We start from the raw sequence: 21,623 nt of genomic DNA on the forward strand, positions 1-21,623 counted from the left end.
TATGGCCCTTATTAGCAGGAAGAAAATTCCGTATCCGATCAGCCCGCTGCTTCGGGAGTACCTCACTAAAAACCAGCGGGAGGTACCTTTGCGCATTCACTTCAAGGACCTGCTGCGGTTTTCCAACGCCATTTCGCTCTACGATCCCAAGGGAAACGATACGCTCTGGATCTCGGTTTTTTACGAACCCAGCGATACCGACGAGATTTTCTACGCCCTCAAAACCATTTATGCGCACCTCAAAGCCGACGGTGATCTCTCCATCCTGAGCCACCTTTCCGTCGACCGGGTGGATCTGTGTACCTACGGCAATACACGCCCCTTCCGGATTCGGATCGTCAACCAAATCAACGACAACTTCGACTATTTTTACGTAAAAAACGCCGATGCTTCGCGGGTGTACGGGCTGGAGCTGGAAGATATTTTTTCGCCCAATCAGGTGAGCTACCTCACCAGCGGCGAGTCTTTGGTGGAGGAACATATTGTGGGAATTCCCGGCGACGTGTTCATGAAGTCGCACCTGAGCGATCCTAACCTCAACCCGATTCGATTGTGTAAAGAATTCGTGAAGTTCAACGAGCGCTGCTTTGTGCGGTTGCTGGGCGATATGCATTCCAGCAATTTTATCGTTGACATCACTCCGGACTTTGAGGAAATCTACTACCGGCTGCGGGCCATTGATTTCGACCAGCAGTCGTACGAAGGCAAGAAGTCGGTGTACATGCCGCAGTATTTCCGGCAGAATAACGCCATCATTGAGCTGGGAATGAAGTACATGACGCCCGAAAGCGTACGCCAGTACCAGATCGAGGAGCGCTCGCAGATCGCCACCCGGATGCGCATCGAAAAGTCGCGCGCCAACGACATCCTGGACGTGATGTCCGAAGACCGCATCTCCAGCCCCGACTACGTAGCTCAACTCCGCCGGGAGCTGGCCCGCCACTACCGCCACCAGGGCTTTATGGAATGCCGCACCATGGGGCAGCTGGTACGCCGGAGCCTGCAGCTCCTATCCGCCCACTAGGCTAGCTTTGCCGCCGCCAAGAATAAAAGTACCCAGCCCGCCATCAGCAGCAGCCCTCCGATGGGTGCCACCGCGCCAAACTTAGTAATGCCCGTAAAGCAGATGGCGTACAGCGCCCCCGAGAAGATAAGTACCCCCGCCGCAAAGGCATAGCCCGACCAGCCCAGCCACCGGCTGGCGTCTTCGCCCGCCCGCTGGGACAAAATACCCACCAGCACCAGCGCCAGCGCGTGGTAAAACTGGTACTTTACAGCCGTCTCGAAGGTATCGGCGCGCCCGGAGGCTTCCAGGCTGGCCCGCAGGGCGTGCGCGCCGAAAGCCCCCAGCCCAACGGCCAAAGTACCCAGCAGGGCACCCGCTTGTATCATGAATTTCATAGGAATCGGTCGTATGGTTGGTCAAATCACGAGCTCAAAGGTACGGGCTGCGCGCAGGGGAATCAACTTCGTCTTTCATTTTTCTTCGCTAAATTGCGCCCCGAAAGACAAAGACTGATCTATGCCCTTGCAACGCTTCGTAGCGCTCTGGACGCACCGTTACCACAAGTACTCCCATATTTTCCGGGCCCACCGGCTGGCTTACCAGGCCTGGATATACTTTATCATCAAGAAAAAGCAACTACCCCAAGGTACCCGGCTGGTGGCTATCGTACGCACGGAGCACTTCGGCGACATCGTGGCGGCAGAGCCGCTCTCCAGGTACCTGCGTAGCCTTCATCCCCACGACCACCTCGTTTGGTTCGTGAAGCCGGTCTTTCGGGAACTCGTGGACGTCAACCCTCACCTGGACGAGACTTTTGCCGAGTACTGCGTGACCCAGCGCCGGGTACTGCTGCAAACGGGTGTTTTTGACAAGGTGTACCCCTTGCAGTTTCGCAACAACGACCACTGCCCTCGCTGCCAGGTTTTTATGGACAATCCCATCTCCGACGCCGCCGGTGTCAACGTCCATACGTACTTTAATTTTGGGCATCTGCTTCAGGTTTTTGCTCTTACGGGTGGTATTAACATGCCGCTGCCCCCGGAGACCGACGATCAGCCCCGCGTGTACCTCCAGGAAAAACACCGGCAAAAAGTAGACGACCTGGCGCTGAGCCAGCCCTTTATTGTGCTGCATACGCAGTCTAATTTCGCACCCAAAGACTGGCCTATCAACAAGTGGCAGCAGCTGGTGCATTGGCTCCTGGACAAGTACCCCTACCAGGTAGTAGAGATTGGCCTGCGCAGCAACCTGGGCCTGGAGCACCCGCGCTACCAAAACCTGTGCGGAAAACTCTCGATTCTCGAAACGGCGGAGGTGATTCGGCGGGCGGCCTATTTCATCGGGCTGGACAGCGGCCCTTCGCATTTGGCGAACGCCACAGGTACCTTTGGCTTTATCCTGATGGGATCGCTGAACGAATTTCCGGTGTATAATCCCTACTCGGGGCGCTACGGCCGGGAAGAACAGTGCGTGCTGATCCGGGAATTGGGGGTACCTTGCGCCGGACTTTCCCTCGAGCGGGTACAGCGGCCCATCGAAGCCGTGCTGGGAGCCGGGGAGCCTCAGGCGTAGAGGCGGGCGCCAAAGATGGCGCTGCCCACCCGCACCAGGGTACTTCCTTCCTCTACGGCCAGGAGGTAATCGCCACTCATGCCCATCGACAACTCCCGCAGCTGGATGCGTTCGTTCGGCAAGGACTTTAGCGAATCAAAAAAAGTACGCAGCACCCGGAACTCCTTCCGGACCTGGGCCTGGTCGTCGGTGTTGGTGGCCATGCCCATCAGTCCCACAATCCGGATGTGATGCATTTGGATCAGTTCTTCGGACTCCAGCAGCGCCCGCGCTTCCGGCTCCGACAGGCCAAACTTCGTTTCTTCTTCGGCAATATGGATTTGCAGCAAACAGTCGATCACCCGGTTGTTTTTGCCGGCCTGCTTATTGATCTCCGCCAGCAACTTGAGGCTGTCCACGGAGTGGATCAGCGCCACAAACGGCGCAATGTACTTCACTTTGTTGGTTTGCAGGTGCCCGATCAGGTGCCACTCGATGTCTTTGGGCAAGGCCTCGTACTTCTCGACCATCTCCTGTACTTTATTTTCACCAAACCGCCTGAACCCCGCTTCGTAGGCCTGCTGCAGTACTTCCACGGGTTTGGTTTTTGTGACGGCCACCAGCCGGGCTTTAGACTGTAGCTGCTGCTCGATATGGGCAATGTTTTCTCTAATACTCATTGTATTTTACCATTAAACTATTGACTGCTAGGTACTTAATTTATTTACAGAAATAATACCCTATATTTGTGTTTTTAAGTACCCCTAAAATTCCAGTTAGCCCGTTTATTAAACACATTTTCTGATTAACGTATGGACTACAATCAAGAGCAGAAGCGTGATCGAAAAAACCTTCTGTGGGCCGCCCTAGCCGTATTAGCCTTGCTCAACGTGGTGCTTTTGTACTTTTTCTACCAGGAGAGGCAGGAAAACGAAACCAAAGATACGATCATTGCCGCCAAGACGGAGGAAGTTCTGAGTACGAAAATAAAATTCGATTCCATTTCCGTGCAGCTCGACGCCAAGATTGCCGAGATTCAGCAACTGGGAGGCAGCGTGGATTCGCTGATTTCGCTCAAAGCGCAGTTGGAAAAAGACATGCAGTCCCTAAAAGACATGAACACCTACTCGGCCCGGAAGTACGAGGATAAAATTAAAAACTACGTAGCCATCCTGGCCCAGAAAGATACGGAGATTGTAAGGCTGCGCGAAGAGCTAGGCATCGTGACGGCTCAGAACGAGGAGCTGAGCGAAAAACTATCGGGCCTGGAAACCGAGCGGGAAAGCCTGCAAAGCGAGCGGCAGGCCCTGAGCGACTCCATGAGTACCTTTGCGGCCCAAAACCGGGAGCTGAGCGAAAAAGTGTCGCTGGCCTCGGCCCTGCGCGCCGAATCCATCAGCGTGAACTCCATCACTTCCAAAGGCAAGGAGCGGGACGGCGGCAACTACCGCGCTCGCCGGATCGATAAGCTTAAGGTGACCTTCAAACTGGCCGATAATCCCATTGCCCGCCAAAACCAAAAGGAGATTTACCTGCGCGTGCTGGACCCCAACGGCGCGGTACTATCCGACATGGCAACGGGCTCGGGTGCCTTCCTTCACAACGGCCGCGAGATGATTTATAGCTCCAAAGAACTCATTAACTTCACCAACAGCCGCCAGGAAGTAAGCATCATGTACGGGCGGGGCGGGCTACCGCTCAAAGACGGCAAGTACGCCGTGGAACTGTACAGCGAAGGTTTCCGGATCGGGCAGGGGGAGTTTACGGTCAAGTAGGGTACTTCATAAGCAATAATAAGGGTAAGGGCTTGGAAAAGTTAATTCCAAGCCCTATTTTTGCACCCTCATTTTGAGAGAATTATACTTACTTTGTTACTAACCAATTAATTACCGTATGTCTAAGCAGTATGAAACGGTATTCATTTTAACTCCCATCTTGTCTGAGGCCCAGACAAGGGATGCCGTTGAGAAATTCCGTACGATCCTCACCTCCAATGGTGCGGAAATGGTACACGAAGAAAACTGGGGATTGCGTAAGCTGGCCTACCCCATCCAAAAGAAAAACACCGGTTACTACCAGTTGTTTGAGTACACCTCCGCCGGTCCGGTTATCGACACCCTCGAAACGGAATTCCGCCGTGATGAGCGCATCATGCGCTTTCTCACTATCTCCCTGGATAAGCACGCCGTTGCCTACAACGAAAAGAAGCGTAAAGGGCTGGTAGGCAGAAAGAAAGAAGAGTCAACCGAAACCAAAACCGAAGAAAAGGAGGCCTAAGCTATGTCACTCGTAAACGAACCGGTTGAAAAGAATATCAACCGCAAAAAATATTGCCGCTTCAAGAAAGCCGGTATTAAGTACATCGATTATAAAGATCCCAACTTCCTACTGAAGCTCGTCAACGAGCAAGGTAAAATCCTGCCCCGCCGCCTGACGGGTACCAGCCTGAAGTACCAGCGCAAGGTAGGGCAAGCAATTAAGCGGGCGCGCCACTTGGCGTTGTTACCGTTCGTAACCGATCAGTTGAAATAATAAAGGAAGGAGGTACGCAACACAATGGAAATCATACTATTGACAGATATCGCCGGTGTGGGTTATAAAAACGACATCGTGAGTGTTAAAGCGGGCTTCGGACGCAACTACCTGATTCCTCAGGGATTTGCCGTGCTGGCTAACAACTCGAATCGTAAGATCGTGGAGGAGAACATCCGCCAAGCCTCCCACAAGGCCGAGAAATTAAAGAAAGATGCCGAAGATATTGCCGCTTCTATTGGCGATATGGTGATCGAAATCTCGACGGTAGTGGGGGAAAGCGGCCGCATCTTTGGCCGGGTTACTAACACCCAGGTAGCCGATGGCCTTAAAGCCAAAGGAATCGACATTGATCGTAAGAAAATTACCGTTGATGACGTGAAAAGCGTCGGAACGTATAAAGCGATCGTTGACCTGCACAAGGAAGTGAAGCACAGCGTGACGATCAACGTCGTTGCGCAGGACTAGCTTCTGACCATACCCGTTTGACGAAGGCCGGAATATACCCTATATTCCGGCCTTTTGTATGAGGTACCTTGCTTACCTGTTACTTCCCGGTTCGGCCTAGAGGTACTTTTGGTCCAAGGTAGTTTGTTAATCCGTAGCGTTGATCGCCCTGTTTAAGAAGATGGTGGGGTTAGTTTCTTCAAGCTGCAACGTTGTCTTTTCGGCTGCAACCGCTTCGGCGGTCCGATTCGTTACTTTCTCCGTACATAGCCTCCGGCTATGCACGGAGAAAGTGCCTCGTTTCGCTCGAAAACCCTTCGTTTCGCTATTAAATTAATATCCCAAACACCTTCTAAGCGTTAGTACGCCATGCACTTGTACGTTCACATTCCTTTTTGTCGGCAAGCCTGCCATTACTGCGATTTTCATTTCAGTACCCAAACCGGGCAAAAGCGGGAAATGACCGGGATGATTGCGCGGGAAATAGCCTTGCGATCCGGGTATCTGCCCGGCACCGAACTTCAGACGCTGTACCTGGGCGGAGGTACTCCCTCGCTGCTGGACGAAGCAGAACTAGTCCTGTTGCTGGAAACGGCCCGTACGCACTTTTCCCTTAAACCCAACGCCGAAATCACCCTGGAGGCAAACCCCGACGACCTCGACCCAACGAAGCTACGCGAGCTGGCCCGGGCGGGCATCAATCGGCTGAGCATCGGCATTCAATCGTTTAACGACGCTCACTTAAAGTACCTCCACCGCGTTCATTCGGGCCCAGAAGCCGAATGCTGCGTGAAGCAGGCCCAAGACGCCGGGATTAGCAATATCTCCATCGACCTGATCTACGCCATTCCGGCTCCGGACCACCAGGTACTTCGGGAAGATCTGGAACGCGCCCTGGCGCTACGCGTATCCCATATCTCTGCCTACTGCCTTACCATTGAGCCCCAGACGGTCTTTGGCAACTGGCTGCACAAAAAGAAGATAGAGCCCATCGACGACGACTTTGCCGCCGAGCAGTTCGAGTTACTGGTGAGTCAACTGGCTCAGCACGGCTACGAGCAGTACGAGATTTCTAACTTTGCCCGCGACGGGCAGTACAGCCAGCACAATACCGCCTACTGGCAACGCCGCTCCTACCTGGGCGTAGGCCCCAGCGCCCACTCCTACGATGGTGCCAGTCGCCAGTACAACGTCAGCCACAATGCGCAGTACCTGCGGGCGCTCCAGCGGCACGAAGTACCCGCCACGCGGGAGGTACTTAGCCGTACCGACCAGGTGAATGAGTACCTGCTTACGGGCCTGCGCACCAAGTGGGGCTGCCGCCTCGACCTGCTGGCCGAGCTCTCAGAAGGGGGCTTTTTACGCAGCCAAAATCAAACTTTGTTTCGGCTGTTTGAAAAGGGGTGGCTACAGATAATCAACGATACGCTGCTGCTGACCGAAGCCGGAAAGCTCTTCGCCGACCGGGTGGCCAGCGAGCTATTTCTCGATAGCGAGTCCGGGTTGATCAACTAAAATACGTTGGGTGAATTTATTGATAGCAAGGAAGTAGAAGTACCTAGGTACTTAGGGGGCTCTTCTTTCATAAACAAAAAAGTACCCCCCGGACCTAATGCGGCCGAGGGGGTACTTTCATCTTAAAAATGGGTAGTTTGAGCCTATTTCACTTTGGCAAAATCGGCGGCCAGGGCATCTAGCTCCGCTTCGGTGAGGTACTTGGAGTCTACCACCAGGCGGTATCGGAACGTTTGCGATTCGCCTTTTTTCAACTGAAAATTTTTCGCCTCTTTCCCGTTGGTAAACTCCTTGGTACCCATAGGGTTGATGGCAAACAGGCCGTAGCCGCGGGCGTGCCAGTACGAGGGGTAGCTTACGTTTTTGGGATGATCAATGATGGCTACGCCGATCTTCTCGTTGCCAATTTGCCCCGTAAGGTTACACCAGACGGAACGCTTGGCCCACACATCTTCCCCCTTGATGCCTTCTTTGTTGGTATAACTACCCGTTACCCCCGTGTTATTGAGGGCAGGTACTTTGGTAGCGATGCCGCTGGCATCCGTAAATAGCTCGGGCTTGTTGGAGGGGTGCTCGAGCTGGCGAGCCAGGCGGACGGCAAACACGCCCTCTTTGGAGTCCTTGAACGTAATGTCTTCCTGCGTAGCGGTCAGGGTGGTGATGCGGTCGATAGTGCGCTGCTCGCCGACGGCTCCAAACACATAGGTCGTTGTTTCTTTTAGCATCAGGCCACCATCCTGGTTGATCCAGTCGGCAGTTACGGTGAGCTCACCCTTCTTCTTGCCACTCTTCATGGACTTAACGCCCGTATGCAGGATATCCCCGTACTTGTGCTTGGTTCGGTCAACGGCGGCGGAGCTGTTCCAAAAATCGTATCCGTTCACATCCCCGTGGTTGAGCCATACCCCCACGTGATGCGGGTGATCTACGCGCTCGTCGGGCCGGGGGTCCATGGGCCAGCCGCGGGTAATGGCCGTGCCGTGGGCCGTCTGGACGGGATAAAGTACCGCTTTCTTCAGATCACCGCCCGGATAAATGTAGGCCGTAAAAGGTTTCCCGTCTACGGTAACGGTCACTTTCTTCTCGGCTTCCAGATGGGTCAGTTCCACGCGTTGAGCCGTAGCTACCCCGGCGTAGAGGGCCAGGGCAATCGTTGCAATATTTTTCATAAAAAAGCAATTTGACAAACAGGTAGATTGGGATCTCTAAAGCAGAAAAAAGGGCCAGCACCAGGAGTAGTACCGACCCTTTCTCTCCGCCTAACTCAATACGATGTCCGTTTTCTTGGTATCCCAGGTTACGCGCTTGCCGGTATGCATGGCCTGCGTGGCCATGATATTCGCTACCGAATGGTTGAAGCCCGCCCGGGCCGGTGCGTTGGGTTGCTTGCGGTTGCGGATACACTCCATCCAGTTGCGCATATGCATGGAAGTCATGGGGTCGGCACCGGTGTTGGCACCGGTTTCCATCTTGATGCCGCCGGTACCCAGTTCCATTTTGGGCAGCATATTGGCCTGCATATTCATAGCCTTAGCCGCATTGGCGCTCAGACCGCCATCAGGAGTGATCTGGTTCGTATCCAGGTTAATCATCCCACCGTTGGAGTAGTAGTATTCCTTCACGTCACCAGCGGCCTGGTGCATCCGGGATGAGTAAATAACCTGGAAGCCTTTTTCTTTGTCGTCAAAAGGACCGTAGTCAAATACCGCCGTAAAGGTGTCGGCATTGGTACGGCCATCTTTCCATACATACACGCCCCCGTTGGCTACCACGCTGCGGGGTGCTTCGAAGCCCGAGAACCAGTGTACCGTATCAATCTGGTGCGACATCCACTGTCCCGGAATCCCCGAGGAGTACGGGTAGAACAGGCGGTACTCCAGGTAGTAGCGCGGGTTCCAGGCTACTTTGGGACGGTTGAGCAGGAAGCGATCCCAGTCTACATCTTCCTTCTTGATGGAATTGACCAGGTCAGGACGGCGCCAACGCCCAGGCTGATTGACGTTCCAGGTCATTTCTACCATGGAAATATCGCCAAACTTGCCCGAGCGAATAAAATCATTGGCGGCCCAGTAGTTGGGAGCACTGCGGCGCTGCGATCCAACCTGCACGATTTGTTTAGAAGCTTCTACCGTTTTCAGAGCCAGCTTGGCGTCTTCCAGCGATTCGGCAAAGGGTTTCTCCACGTATACATCCCGGCCTGACTTCACGGCGTCGACGCAGTGCAGCGCGTGCTGGAAGTCCGCCGTACTGATAATGACGGCATCGATGTCTTTACGAGCCAGGAGTTCGTCGTTATTGCGGGCTTTAAAAAAGTCTTTGGAAGCCGATGGTTTATCTTTAAAGTACTTTTCGGCTTCGTCCCGACGGCGGTTCCAGATGTCAGAAACCCCCACAAATTCAAAATTCATGGCCTTGGCGTGGTCGGCAAAGCTGGGAGCCAGGGAACTACGGAACCGATCCGAGAAGCCAATGATACCTACCCGTACGCGGTCGTTGGCGCCTACAATACGGCGGTAGCTGCCTGCGCTCATGGCGTTGGCCGAAAGGGCCACACCCGCCGTAGCCAGGGCAGTTTTCTTTATAAAGTCTCTTCTGCTACTCATAGGGTTAACTATTTAGGTTTTACAATATATGTTTGCAAAATAATAGGGTAGAAACCACGATGGCTTCTTTGGTCATAGTACCGGCAAACCGTCCAAAGGTACTATGGTTAAAAGGGTACTTTGATCTAAGCTAAAAGGCTTTACTTGATTTCTTTTACTTTCAGGCTCCGGAACGAAACCAAATCGCCGTGATCCTGCAAGAGTAGGTTTCCTTCTTTGGCCAGGCCAAAACCTTCAAAATCCTTGTACTTGGAGCGGGCTACCAAGGCTTTATAAATGGCCCCACCGCGCTTGTATTCCAGTACTTTTTGTTCGTTCAGAAAATGCTCCACGGTACCATCCGGGTGCACCACCAGGCGGCCTCGGTTCCACTCGCCAATTTTCTTCTGGGAGTTGCCGGGCTTTTCGGCGGGAATCAGGTCGTATAGAGATGCCAGCGTGCGGTTTCCTACTACGCCCATTTTAGCGTCAGGGTGCTTGGCGTCGTCCAGTACCTGGTACTCCAGGCCCAGGCCGGACTTTCCTTTGGCGTCCAGGCCTTCGTTGACGAAGTACTTCACGCCACTGTTGGCTCCTTCGGTGAGCTTAAACTCAAATTGAAACTCAAAGCCGGGACCAAATTTCTCGCGAGTCACGATGTCATTACCGGTTTCAGAGCCGTCAGACTTGGCTACGGTAATGGTACCGTCCTGGTAGCTCCAGCGCTTCGGCGGAAACTCCTGGCTGTTGTAACCACGCCAGTGCTCGGCCGTTTTGCCGTCGTACAGCAGCTTCCAGCCCTGCGATTTTTCCAGCTCGGAAAGGTTGTTGGGCAGCATGTTTACCACCCGAATATCGGCCGTCGGACTGGGCTTGAGGTCCGTGGTTTTGATGCGCACGTTTTTCCAGCGTACCTGCGTACCTTCCTGCTCTTTTTTATTGATGGAATGTACCTGTAAGCAAATAAAGCCGCTGGGCGTCATGTCGTCAATGAGGTGCGCCACGGGCACATCGTTCACAAAAGTACGGATGGAATTGCCGATGGCTTCCACGCGGTACTTGTTCCACTCGCCCTTCTTAAAGGCTTTCCGGCCCGACTGATTGATGTCGACGGGGTACAACCAGCCACGGCGGGCTTCGTCATAGATACCTCCCGACCAGGCGCGGTCGCTGGGGTCGATTTCAATCTGATATCCGTGCACGCGGCCGTCCTGGTAGTCGGGCTTAGAGAGGCTACGAATCTGAATTCCGGAGTTCAGACTATTATCGACCATCACATCGCACTCAAAAATGAAATCGGAATAGTCTTTCTCGGTAGTCAGAAACGAGTTGGGGGTATTCAGGGTGGAAGTACCGATGATCATCCCGTCCTTTACCTCGTACTTGGCCTTGCCGTTCAGCTGTTTCCAGCCGGTAAGGTCCTTGCCGTTAAAGAGCATTTGCCAGCCATCTTTCGACTTTTGGGCGTATCCTGTGGTCAGTGCACCTGCGAGTAAGGCTGCCATCAGCCAAAAACGTTTTTTCTTCATTCAGTAAGCTAAGTCAGAAAGGGTTATTGTACTAAATAAGGGGTACCTAGGTACCTACTACCTTCTATAACGATCATTAAGGGTTACTACCCTGACAACCATCCCCGAATTATGCCGGAGGCGATTAGCTCAGTGGGTTTTTCAAGGTACCCGTGATGTACTCCTTGTTCGTCACCGCGCAGGAGTAGGCGGTTTTGTCAGGATCTGGTACGCCGTCCAGCTCAACAACGGCCCAGCCCTTAAACTTGATTTTATCCAGGGCTTTGAATACCGCGGGTACATCTACCCGGCCTTGCCCCAGCTCCACAAACTTGTAGCCACTTTTGGTGTCGGCGGGTTTGGTATCTTTCAGGTGCAGCGCATGGAGCATGTTTTTATACTGAATGACCGCCTTCTCGGGTTCGCCTCCGCCCTGCTTGTAGTGAGCAATGTCCAGCAGCAGCTTCACGTAGCGCGGGTCCATACCCTGCACAATCTGGTCAATCTCTTCGGGCGTTTCGCCCAGCTGGTGCATGTGGTTGTGGTACACGGCCTGCACGCCCAGATCGGCCGTTTGTTTTCCGATCTCGTTCATGACGGTGGCCAGGCGTTTGAGCTCCTCGGCGGAGGGAGCGCGGTCTTTGGGGCGGGCGCTGTTGGTGAGCTGCATGGAATTCCCACCCAGGGCTTTCACAAAGCTGGCGTGCGCCACGTGCATATCGATGGTACTGGCCTCTTTGGCCGGGTCGATCTCCACGTTACCACTCGAAAACATACAAAGGTACATCCCGTTGGCCTGTAGCATGTCCCGCAGTTCGGAGACTTTGTTTCGGTAGGGACCAAAGGTATTGGCGCGTAGTTGAATGCCTTTGTAGCCCAGCGAGGCTAAGTCTTTAATAGCCTGCTCGTCTTTTCCGCCCCAGGTAATGGCCGAATAGCCAATCTTGATGTTGCTTTTTTTGAGTAATGCTTCGCCCCATACGGAGTCCCAGGCGGGTAGTGCAAGCGCAGAAGCGGTAAGCAGAGAGGTTTGCTTTAAAAAGGATCGTCGGTCGGTCATAATCGATTTTTTATTCAAGGTACTTCTAAGGTAAAGCCAGGCTTTGGTTGATTTTACTACTCCCGGCAAAGAGAAAAGCCCCCAAAGAGGGGACTTTTCTACCGGGGAATCAATCGCATGGCAGTATACGCCGGTTGGCGAAAACCACCCTACCCTCACACAGGTAGTATTTTTAGTAGCCAGTATTCTGTGGGAAAGCGGAGTTTCCACCTTCTACCCGATCAATCTGGGTTTGGGGGATTGGGCGCAGTACGTGGAAAGCCTTGATGTTAGGGGCCGCCTGGTTGTTGTGCAGTTTTACTCGCTCTACCAGTACTCCCCAGCGTTTGAGGTCAAACCACCGCATTTGCTCGCCAATCAGCTCACGCTCGCGCTCTTCCATGATAAAATCCATGGTGAGCTGCGCGGAAGTAATTTCCATGGCGGCTTGTTTGCCCGGCCAAGCGGCGCGACGACGTACCATATTGATATTAGCCGTAGCGTCCTCTACTTTGCCTTGCTTAAACTGGGCTTCGGCCAGCATTAGGTAGGTATCGGCCAAGCGGAAAGCAATGTAGTCACGGACACCCCCTTCGGCGGTCAGGTCGGCGCGATTGCCATCAATGTGCTTGCGCAGGGCCGGGAACCGGCGCTCATCGTACATACTGGGCGTCAGTACCTGATAGGGCCGCTTGGCTCTTTCAGCTTCGGGCATTTCATATCCGGGATCGAAAACAGCGGTATCTCCTAATGCAACCGTTATCCGGGCTTTTGACTTGTCATAGTTGGTATTAAAAGAACCCGGGTTATTACAGTAGTATACATCCTTGAAGGTTTTGTAGTAGCGGCTGTCGTTCACGCGGTTGGCCAGGTTAAAGACCGTATTCAGGGTATACTTCGTTGGCATATACCGCTTGAAGGGGCGTCCGTTGGTCACATCGCGACGCATACCGGGCATATTGTCGTACTCCATCAGAAAATACAGGTGCGAGTTATTGCCGCCGCCATTGGTAAGCGGGTTGTTGGTATACTGTATCCCAAATACCACCTCGTTGTTCATTTCGTTACCCTGGCGGTGTACATCTCCAAAGTCGGCCAGCAAAGCGGCACCGGGTGTAGCAATAACCTGTTTGAACAAAGCCTCGGCTTTGGCAAAGTCATCGGCCGCTTTGGCTTCGGAAGTGGCCTTGGTCAGGTACACTTTGCCCAACAGATGCTGGGCAGCCGCTTTGGTCACCCGCCCGTAGTTGGGGTGGCGGTAACGCGCATCCAGATCCGGAATGCCTTCTTCCAGGTCTTTGATGATCGCCGCGTACAACTCGGCTATCGTAGCCCGGGTGGCCACTTTGGTAGGGGCCTTGGTTTCCGTGAGCCGCAAATCTACCCCACCAAATAACTGCAGGAGGATAAAGTACTGGTGGGCCCGGATGAATCTCACCTCGGCCACGCGCTCTTTTCTTACCGCATCAGCAATACCTGATACGTTGGGAGCCCGGTCAACTACCGTGTTGGCGGCATTGATGGTTTCGTAAAACTGATTCCATACCTCCTGAACGTGCCCCGAACGGGCGTCAAAGCCTCCGTCGTAGGTGTTCATAAACTTAAAGCCACCGTCGGCACCGTTCTGGTAGGTATCCGTACCAAAGACGGTAAAGTTATTGCCACGCTCGGTACCGTACCAGTTACGCAGGCCGGAGTATACGGCATTGACGCCGTCGTTGAAGCCATTCGGCGTGTTGAGGTAGTTATCACCAATGCCGGATATTACCTCCTCGTCCAGTACGCTTTCGCTGCACGACTGTCCCACAAACAGAGCCACTACCAGAGCGCCTGTCTTGAGTATGCTTGCTAATTTTATATTTGCTTTCATAAATACTGTCTTTTTCTTGGTTCTGAACTACTTAGAACTTTGCATTAATACCAAACGTGATCACCATCGTAGCCGGGGAGAGATCCGACCCAATGGCCCGGTTCTCGTTACTCGGGCCGTTATCCAGCTCTACTTCCGGGTCTATTCCCTTGTATTTGCTGCGGTATTCCGAGAAAATAAACGGCTGCTGGATGCTGGAATAAACGCGAAGGCTCTGCATTTTTAGCTTACTGGCCCAATTAGCCGGTACGTTATAACCCAGGTTGATGTTACGTACTTTCAGGAACGAACCATCAAAGTAGCGCAGCGTGGAGCTATAGCGCGGGGTCTCCTGGTTTACGTTCGGACGGGGGAAATCGTTGGTGGGGTTGGTCGGCGTCCAGTAGTCGATGTCCAGGTTGTTGTAGCGGCCGGCCAGGGTGTTGTTGCCCTGGTGGAAACCACTCACGATAAACTGGCCGGCCCGGGCGTAAAGGAAGAACGCCAAATCAATTCCTTTGTAGCTAAAGCGGTTGGTTACCCCGGCAATAAAATCAGGGATGGCAGAGCCCAAAATAACCCGGTCATCGGCGTTGATAAGCCCGTCTCCGTTTACATCCTGTACTTTGATCTCACCCACTACGCTCTGGTACTTTCTGGCTTCCTCGGCTTCGTTGGTTTGCCAGATTCCGATTTTGCGGTAATCAAAGACTACCGAAAGGGGTTGACCAATGAAGCGCCCCGCGGCAACGTCATCCACTTTTCCGTTGGCCAGTTCTACAATTTCCTCTTTGTTACGACCAAACATCCAGTCGGTAGTCCAGGTGAAGTCGCCCTTGTCAACATTAACCGTAGTCATCGTTAGCTCGATACCCCGGTTACGGGTATGGCCGATGTTGGTTGTAAAGCCACCAAAACCGGTCGAGTTAGGTAGTGGTTGGGGAGCCAGCAGGTCGGTGGTGTTGGTGATGTAGTATTCCAACGAACCCGATATCCGGCCGCTCCAGAAACTGAAATCCAAACCGGCGTTAGAAGTAGCTGAGGACTCCCAACGGAGGTTAGGGTTTCCGATCGAACCGGGACGATACCCAAAGGCCGCCGTGTTATCCCAGGCGTACGAGGTACGTGACAGCAGGGCCTGGGTTTGGTAGGGGTTGATGGCCGTGTTTCCGGTCACGCCGTAGCTCAGGCGTAGTTTCAACACATCCAGGGCCCGGATCGTCTGCATGAAGGGCTCGTCGGCAATATTCCAGCCTACGGCTACGGAAGGAAAGTACCCAAACTGGTTGTTAGCCCCGAAACGCGACGAACCATCCGCCCGCATGGTAGCGGTCAAGAGGTACTTCTCTTTGAAATCGTATTGGACCCGAGCCATGTACGACAGCAGCGCCCACTCAGACAAGCCTGTGCCAACACCATTTACCAAGCTGGCGTTGCCTAGGTTATAGAACTGTTGGGTCTCGGCCGGTACCCCGGTAACTCTGATCTCCGACCTTTCATCATGATTCTTTTGGAACGACTGCAACAGCGTTACGTTCAGGTTGTGTACCTGGTTGAATTGCTTGGTGTAGGTAAGGATATTTTCCAGCGTATAGTTGAACTGGAACCGGTTAAATACATTGGCGGTGGGATCGGCCCCACGGCGGGCGTTGGTTTGGCGACCAAAGAATTGCCCGTAGCGATCAATTTTGAAGTCAGGACCGAAGTTGAAGCGATACTTCAGACCGCTGATAATATCTACTTCGCCGTACAGGCTGTTGAAGATCCGGTAGTTTTTGCGCTCGTCAATGATCGCACCCGGCACGATCTCGGCGTAGGGGTTGGTACGCAGACCATCCTGCGTGGGCAGGAAGATCATTAGCCCATTATCATCAAACGGCTTCCCAAGGGGGTTTTCGGCCAAGGCACCTCCCAGTGGGTTGAAGTTTTCGCCGTTCCTCAAGCTGTATACACCCAGCGTAGAAGTACCTATCTTGATCCGATTATTGATCCGGTGGTCAAGGTTTACCCGGAACGTAAAGCGGGTAAAATCCTGGTTTTTTACTACGCCTTTATCCTGGAAGTAATTGCTAGAAATATTGAACTGGGTTTTTTCGGTACCACCCGATACCCCAATCTGGTAGTTCTGGATGGCTCCGGTACGGAGCAAAGCGGCGGGGTAGTCGGTACTACGACCCATCTGAATCGACTCCATCTCGACGGGTTCAAACAAGGCTTCGTCGGTGGTGTAGGCATTCACGGCCCGTCGCGACTCGCGCTTGTATTCGGCAAATTCGGCCCCGTTCATCACATCAATACGGCCCAGCGACTGGTTTATACCCGTGTAGGCATCCACACTGACCGTTGTACGGCCGGGCGTACCGCGCTTAGTAGTAATAATCACGACCCCGTTGGCCCCCCTCGAACCATAAATGGCCGTAGAAGAAGCATCTTTAAGTACCTCCATGGAGGCAATGTCGTTGGGGTTGATGTCTTCAATACCACTTGCCAAGGGAATACCATCCACTACGAACAGAGGATCGTTGGAGGCATTGAACGAACGGCGCCCCCGGATACGAATCTGAGGGGTAGCTCCGGGCTTGCTCCCGGCCATGTTCACGTCCACCCCAGCCGCGCGGCCCTGCAAAGCCTGCTGCGCATTGGTGATGGGTAGTTCACTAATTTCCTTAGCGCTCACGGACGAAATGGCACCCGTCATTTGGCTCTTTTTCTGGACACCATACCCTACTACCACCACCTCACTGAGGGACTTGAGATCGGAAGCTAGCGTGATGTTTACGGCACTCTGATTGCCAACGGTAATCTCCTGGGTTACGAACCCTACGGCTGAGAAAACCAGTACTGAACTGGCCGACGGTACGCTAATCCGGAACTTGCCGTCTGCATCGGTATTGGTACCTTGGGTGGTACCTTTAATAACCACCGATACGCCGGGAATGGAGCTGTTGTCGTCGGCGGAGAGGATTTGCCCCGTTACGACTCTTTCCTGAAAAATAATGTGTGCCGCCAGCGTGGAACTAGCCGGAGCGGCAAGGGCCAACAAAGGCGTTAAGCAGGTACCTACCAAGGTGGCTACCAGGCAACCTCGAGCAACGTACTCCATAGGGGAGGTAAAACGTTTCATCATAGTTTTTGAACGATTAATAATTGTTAAAAAAGTAATAAATTATCCTAGAAATTTTCTTTTTGACGTACAAATGTAACCCATACCCGTACAATTAATTATATTAAATTTTCATTAGAGCACATGTAACCTATTTAATACATTCTATTTAATATGAATATAATCCTATTGAAAGTAACTTAAAAAGGGCTTTATAACGCTTTATACGCGGAAAAATCTAAGTGGGAAGAAGGGTAAAATAGTTTAAAAGAATAGGCGAGAGGCGCGGCCTTTTAGCTACTGCAAACGCGAAAAAGCATCCTCCTAACGAATTGATTTCCGGTAACTGGGGGGGGTAGCAAGGCTGTCGGAGAGAGGAGCCTGTCTAGAAGTAGTACTATCCGGGTGTACCAGCAAAGGGCCGGAAAGTTGGCGGGTTAGGGAGCTCGGCGCCAAAAAAAACCAGAGGCTCAGGAGCAGCATAGTAGCCAATATACCCGCGCTCCAGCGAAAAAAAGATCCTCGGGTGGCCTTGGTACGCACCGTAGTGGTAAGCGGCTCTACTACGGGAAGTACCTCAATGGAATTCTGGATCCGGCTCCAGAGGGTACCTACTTCCTCGACGGTAAAATCGTCGGTTCGATCCGAGGCGGTCTCGACCAGGTCGCGGGCTTGCTGCACCGTGCGGTTCATGGTAGGGTGCTGGATCATCCAGTTTTCCCAAAAGGTACGGATGGGAAGATCGTCAGGGAACCGAACCCACCTGATAAACAGGCGCTCCATCGCGAGCTCTTCGGCAGAATATTCCGAATAAGGTTTCATGGGTAGTTCGGTGACGGTTTAGAAGTGTATGTTATCCTATGGTATATCCGTGGCTCGCACGGCAGCTCAGCGCTACGCAGCTTTCAAAAAGAAGGCTCCTTCGCAGTACCTTATAACCAAAACAACCGCTTATGGTTTTTTTACTCATGGCCAGGTGTGATTGAGCCGCGCCGGGCTAGCTTTAGGCATTAAAGGATTCGTATAGCGCTGTCCTACTCTGTCGATGCGCGTCAGTACGGAATACTAAATCCGAAAAAGCCAAAAAAAAGCGCCGTAGGGCGCTTTTTTAGAGAAAAAATATTCTTGAGAATAAAAATACGTTACCTGGCCGCGACCGTAAAGTCGAGTTTGTCGGCTGTTTTAGGACTAAGTACCTTAAAATTAATGCGGTGTATTGTATCGCCCCACTTGGTCCGGATGCCCTCGTCTTCCACGGCTTCCAGTTTTATTTTTTCAACGCTGGCCTGCATTTGCTTGGGGTTGTATTTTACCACAAAATCTTTCAAAGTACCTCCCGGGGGCTGGTAGTGGATCACCACTTCGCCGGCCTTAAGTACCTCGGCGGGGTAGCTGGTCATAAGGTGCTGCGTGACGGCATCCGCTTTTTTGAGGTTTATTACATCCTGAATCACTACGTTTTTACCCCGGTTGAGGCGAATGGTGCGCTGCCATTGGGTAATGCCCGCTTCGGCCGGGTAGGCCTTGCCCATGTCCAGGGCGAATTGCGCGTAGGTACCTTTCTCCTGAAAAGCGACGTTAGAGGCCTTAAATTGTCCGCCCGGCGGTTGGGTTTTGCCGTTGATGGTGGGCAGGTTGTGGTAGTCGGAGCAATTGTACCAAATGTCGTAGCGCTGGTCGCTGAAGGTTTTGCGGGTGTAGGTACCCCGGCCCACGTCGATGAGCAGCGGCTGGCCGTTGTAGTACACCACGTAGTTGCCAATGTCGTTGTGGTTATGGCTTTCGTCGTTGTCGCCACCCTTGGCCGCCACGAAGAAGCCGTCGGTGGTACCTTCCTGGTCGCGCACAGCCATGACCTGCAGGTCGGGTAACCACACGCTCTGGGGCAGCGGCAAGCCCTGCGGCGCTTTTTGGTATTCATCCTGCATAAAAACCGCGTAGAAGTTGCGGAAGTAGTGGAACCGGCCGATCGAGCCCGGCTCCGGCTCGCGGTAGTACGCCCCAAACCGCATCATGGCGTCGTCGCCGATGGCCTTCCCGAACCGGTAGATCATGTTGGCCGACATCTTGGGTTGCGGGTCGGCGTCGGCAAAGTTGAGAAAGTACTCTTTACCGATCTGCACGCGGTAGATAAAGCGCCCCATGTTCTTGATTTTCTCGTCGGCGAAGACGTACCCGAAGCTGTCGTTACTGGCCTGGTTGAGCAGGGCCAGGTTGTCAAACAGCGAGGCCGCCGCCGCTCCCCAGTAGCTGGGGCCTTCGTCGCAGCCGCCGTCCTGCGGGTGGGGATTCAGGTAGTTGTCAAGTACCTTCAGGATTTTCTCGACCGCTGCGGCGCGTTTGACTTGATCTTTCTCGAGCAGCAAGACGGCGTTGAGCCAGTTGGAACAAATCCAGGGATTCCAGTTGTTGGGGCGGCGCCCGGCGGCACTGGAGGTCATGAATCCGTGCGGTTTGGTCATGAGGGGCTCCAATACCCGGCGGTTGGTTTCGTGGTAAATGCGCTTGCGGATCTGGGGAGACACGGCGTCGAATTTTTCGCCCAGGTAGTAGTCGGCCCAGGCCAGGAAGGTGGCCGTTTCGGCCGCAAACAAATCCACGAAGGGCTGCGACACATCCACCAAGCCTGCGATGTCCTTCGTGCGGGGTAGGTGCGCCGGTACGCCCCAAAACGATTCCTCGCAGATGGACCACACACCGTCGATGATGGGATCGATAAAGCGGCCCTGGTTTTCGTGGATTTCGGCCAAGATCAAGGTACCCAGTACCTCCCGCTTCTTGAAGCTAACCCCTTGGTATTCATTGCGGTCACCGGTACGCTCAATGAGCAGCGACTTGGTAGCCGGAATGTAGGGCCAGTCGTAGCCAAGGTACCCTTCGGCTTTTTTCACGAAGGCCTGCATCATGTCGGGGTCGGCCTTGGCCCAGCCCGCGCGGTCGTTCAGCTTGGGAAAGGGCGTCCACTGCGCCTGCGGAATAAGTACCTTGCCGAGCTCCGTTCGGCTGTACTTGCCACTGAGCAGGTTGGCGTCCTGGGCCAGGAGCAGGCTGGGCAAGAGCAGCACCACGAGCCCCAAAAGTAATTTTGCTGGTTTCATAACGGGTTACATTTTAACGGGATTAGGAGAAAGGTACTTTGGCAAAAACTCACTTCGAAAGCTCGTATAAGACTAGTTCCGACGGAGCCGGGTAAGGCTCCGGGCGCGGCCGATCCTGGTTGGTGGGTAAGGTCTGCCACTGCAGCAGGTACCTACCGGTGTTGTCGGGCAGGCGGTGCTCGATCATCCCCTCCCGCGGGGGCAGGGCCGTCAGCTGCTGGAGGTAGGCAGGTACTTTTTCGGGTAGTTGCTCCTGGATGGTCATGGTGTTTTCATTCACCAACCAGGTACCTTTGCCGTGCTGCTGGTGGTGGTAGGCCACGGCAAGTACCCCCTCTCCTGCTGCCTCCACGGAGCTAATGCCCACGTCATTGCTCAGGCTGCCGTTTCGGTTCAGGTCCCAGGTGAAACCCTCCCACCGGCTGAGCTGGTAAGGCTTCCACTGGTCGCCCTCCCAGCGGGCCAGGTACACCTGGCTGATGCCGCGGGCGTCGTACTTATGGTAGCTGATGTAAGGTACTTTTTGGCTATTCCAACTTACTTTATACCCCATGTTAATGAGGCCGTTCCAGGGGCCCACGGGGTCTACCACGGCGCGGTTGTCGCGCCACTTGATGGGCAACGTCATGGCGTCGCCCCGCTGGTTTTCCCAGCGCTTCAGGTCCTTGCTCCGAATGCACGACAGGTTGTGGTTGGTGCTGGCGGTAGGCGTAGCGCGCCACATCCAGACAATGTAAAAGTACCCGTCGGGCCCCAGGGCCGGGTTGGTCATGTAAGCGCTAGCCTCCTCCTCGCCGTCGAAGAATGGCGTATCAAACACCCCCTGCCACTGTTGGGTATCGGCGTGGTATTTGTTCCAAAAGGTAATCCCTTTGCCGCTCCCGCCGCTTCGGTACTGGAAGTACAGGTCGCCCGCGGCGTCTTTGAAAAAAACGGGGTAGGTCACGCGCTCCTCGTGCTGGCCCGTCATGGGTAGTTTGGCAAACGCCTCGATGCTCTCGGGCTTGGTGGAGCGGAAGTAGATGAGCGGTACGTTGTGCATATTGCCCGAAATATGGATAAACCCGCGCTTGTCCACGGCTATTTTGATGGAGTTGTGGCTATCCCACCCTACCTGGGTAGGTAGTTTGGTAGTTTTCCAGGTTTTGGAGCTCAGCGGGCGCTGTGCCACCACCAGGGTCCGGCTGGAGTCGTAGTAGCAGGCGTATTGAAAGCGCTCGGTGGTAAGGAGCTGAAAGCCCACCGGATGCCCGGCCCACACCTTGGCCACCGGCAAAGTACCTACCACGCGGAGCTCCGGCTGCTGCGCCAGAACCCTTCCGGAAAAAAGTAGGCTCAGCAAAAGTACCTGCGTCAGGTAGTTTATCGTGCTTCGTTTCAAAGTAAAGTACCG

18 protein-coding genes are annotated in these 21,623 nt (G+C 53.7%); 7 read left to right on the top strand and 11 right to left on the bottom strand.

Annotation, left to right across the window (positions count from 1 at the left end; all coding sequences use genetic code 11):
• Position 1 precedes the first annotated feature (1 nt).
• Complete coding sequence (locus tag HNQ92_RS20020; protein WP_184176564.1) at positions 2-1,024, top strand: hypothetical protein; 1,023 nt, start codon at positions 2-4, stop codon at positions 1,022-1,024.
• Here the strand turns inward: HNQ92_RS20020 and HNQ92_RS20025 are convergent.
• Positions 1,021-1,401, bottom strand: coding sequence for a DUF423 domain-containing protein (locus tag HNQ92_RS20025; RefSeq protein WP_184176566.1), 381 nt, complete (start codon positions 1,399-1,401; stop codon positions 1,021-1,023). The two genes, HNQ92_RS20020 and HNQ92_RS20025, sit on opposite strands and share 4 nt — an antisense overlap.
• Before the next feature lie 121 nt (positions 1,402-1,522).
• Here HNQ92_RS20025 and HNQ92_RS20030 point away from each other — a divergent pair, with 121 nt between their 5' ends.
• Positions 1,523-2,578 (top strand): glycosyltransferase family 9 protein, encoded by a 1,056-nt coding sequence (locus tag HNQ92_RS20030; RefSeq protein ID WP_184176568.1) that lies wholly within the window; start codon positions 1,523-1,525, stop codon positions 2,576-2,578.
• Here the strand turns inward: HNQ92_RS20030 and HNQ92_RS20035 are convergent.
• Positions 2,569-3,237, bottom strand: a complete 669-nt coding sequence (locus tag HNQ92_RS20035; RefSeq protein WP_184176570.1) for a YggS family pyridoxal phosphate-dependent enzyme — start codon at positions 3,235-3,237, stop codon at positions 2,569-2,571. The two genes, HNQ92_RS20030 and HNQ92_RS20035, sit on opposite strands and share 10 nt — an antisense overlap.
• A gap of 132 nt (positions 3,238-3,369) precedes the next feature.
• On the opposite strand from HNQ92_RS20035, the gene HNQ92_RS20040 reads away from it, so the two are divergent.
• The 5 genes from HNQ92_RS20040 (at position 3,370) to hemW (ending at position 7,051) form a co-directional block, all read left to right on the top strand.
• The gene (locus HNQ92_RS20040; protein WP_184176572.1) at positions 3,370-4,332 is read left to right on the top strand and encodes a hypothetical protein; all 963 of its coding nucleotides are present in this window, start codon (positions 3,370-3,372) and stop codon (positions 4,330-4,332) included.
• A gap of 118 nt (positions 4,333-4,450) precedes the next feature.
• Entirely contained in the window at positions 4,451-4,834 is a 384-nt protein-coding gene (gene rpsF, locus HNQ92_RS20045) for a 30S ribosomal protein S6 (protein ID WP_184176574.1), read from the top strand.
• Positions 4,835-4,837: 3 nt separating this feature from the next.
• Complete coding sequence (gene rpsR, locus HNQ92_RS20050; protein ID WP_184176576.1) at positions 4,838-5,089, top strand: 30S ribosomal protein S18; 252 nt, start codon at positions 4,838-4,840, stop codon at positions 5,087-5,089.
• A gap of 24 nt (positions 5,090-5,113) precedes the next feature.
• On the top strand, positions 5,114-5,557 hold the full coding sequence (gene rplI / locus HNQ92_RS20055) for a 50S ribosomal protein L9 (RefSeq protein ID WP_184176578.1): 444 nt from the start codon (positions 5,114-5,116) through the stop codon (positions 5,555-5,557).
• 348 nt (positions 5,558-5,905) lie between these two features.
• Positions 5,906-7,051: a radical SAM family heme chaperone HemW gene (gene hemW, locus HNQ92_RS20060; RefSeq protein WP_184176580.1), complete on the top strand. Its 1,146-nt coding sequence runs from the start codon at positions 5,906-5,908 to the stop codon at positions 7,049-7,051.
• Positions 7,052-7,194: 143 nt separating this feature from the next.
• On the opposite strand, the gene HNQ92_RS20065 is transcribed toward hemW, so the two are convergent.
• The 9 genes from HNQ92_RS20065 to HNQ92_RS20105 all read right to left on the bottom strand — a co-directional run bounded on the left by HNQ92_RS20065 (position 7,195) and on the right by HNQ92_RS20105 (position 21,611).
• Entirely contained in the window at positions 7,195-8,220 is a 1,026-nt protein-coding gene (locus HNQ92_RS20065) for a DUF6807 domain-containing protein (RefSeq protein WP_184176582.1), read from the bottom strand.
• Positions 8,221-8,310: 90 nt separating this feature from the next.
• Positions 8,311-9,654 (bottom strand): Gfo/Idh/MocA family protein, encoded by a 1,344-nt coding sequence (locus HNQ92_RS20070; RefSeq protein WP_184176584.1) that lies wholly within the window; start codon positions 9,652-9,654, stop codon positions 8,311-8,313.
• A 140-nt stretch (positions 9,655-9,794) separates the two neighbouring features.
• Entirely contained in the window at positions 9,795-11,162 is a 1,368-nt protein-coding gene (locus HNQ92_RS20075; RefSeq protein ID WP_184176586.1) for a 3-keto-disaccharide hydrolase, read from the bottom strand.
• Between the two features lie 124 nt (positions 11,163-11,286).
• Positions 11,287-12,201, bottom strand: a complete 915-nt coding sequence (locus HNQ92_RS20080) for a sugar phosphate isomerase/epimerase family protein (protein ID WP_184176588.1) — start codon at positions 12,199-12,201, stop codon at positions 11,287-11,289.
• Between the two features lie 172 nt (positions 12,202-12,373).
• Positions 12,374-14,050, bottom strand: a complete 1,677-nt coding sequence (locus tag HNQ92_RS20085) for a RagB/SusD family nutrient uptake outer membrane protein (protein ID WP_184176590.1) — start codon at positions 14,048-14,050, stop codon at positions 12,374-12,376.
• 31 nt (positions 14,051-14,081) lie between these two features.
• Entirely contained in the window at positions 14,082-17,153 is a 3,072-nt protein-coding gene (locus tag HNQ92_RS20090; RefSeq protein ID WP_425504307.1) for a SusC/RagA family TonB-linked outer membrane protein, read from the bottom strand.
• Between the two features lie 303 nt (positions 17,154-17,456).
• Positions 17,457-17,954, bottom strand: a complete 498-nt coding sequence (locus HNQ92_RS20095) for a hypothetical protein (protein WP_184176592.1) — start codon at positions 17,952-17,954, stop codon at positions 17,457-17,459.
• A 320-nt stretch (positions 17,955-18,274) separates the two neighbouring features.
• Positions 18,275-20,230: a heparinase II/III domain-containing protein gene (locus HNQ92_RS20100; protein ID WP_184176594.1), complete on the bottom strand. Its 1,956-nt coding sequence runs from the start codon at positions 20,228-20,230 to the stop codon at positions 18,275-18,277.
• Between the two features lie 49 nt (positions 20,231-20,279).
• A complete protein-coding gene (locus HNQ92_RS20105) occupies positions 20,280-21,611 on the bottom strand; it encodes a BNR repeat-containing protein (protein WP_184176596.1) in 1,332 nt (443 codons plus the stop codon).
• Between the last annotated feature and the right edge of the window lie 12 nt (positions 21,612-21,623).

The organism is Rhabdobacter roseus (assembly GCF_014202275.1).
Classification (GTDB): Bacteria; Bacteroidota; Bacteroidia; order Cytophagales; family Spirosomataceae; genus Rhabdobacter; species Rhabdobacter roseus.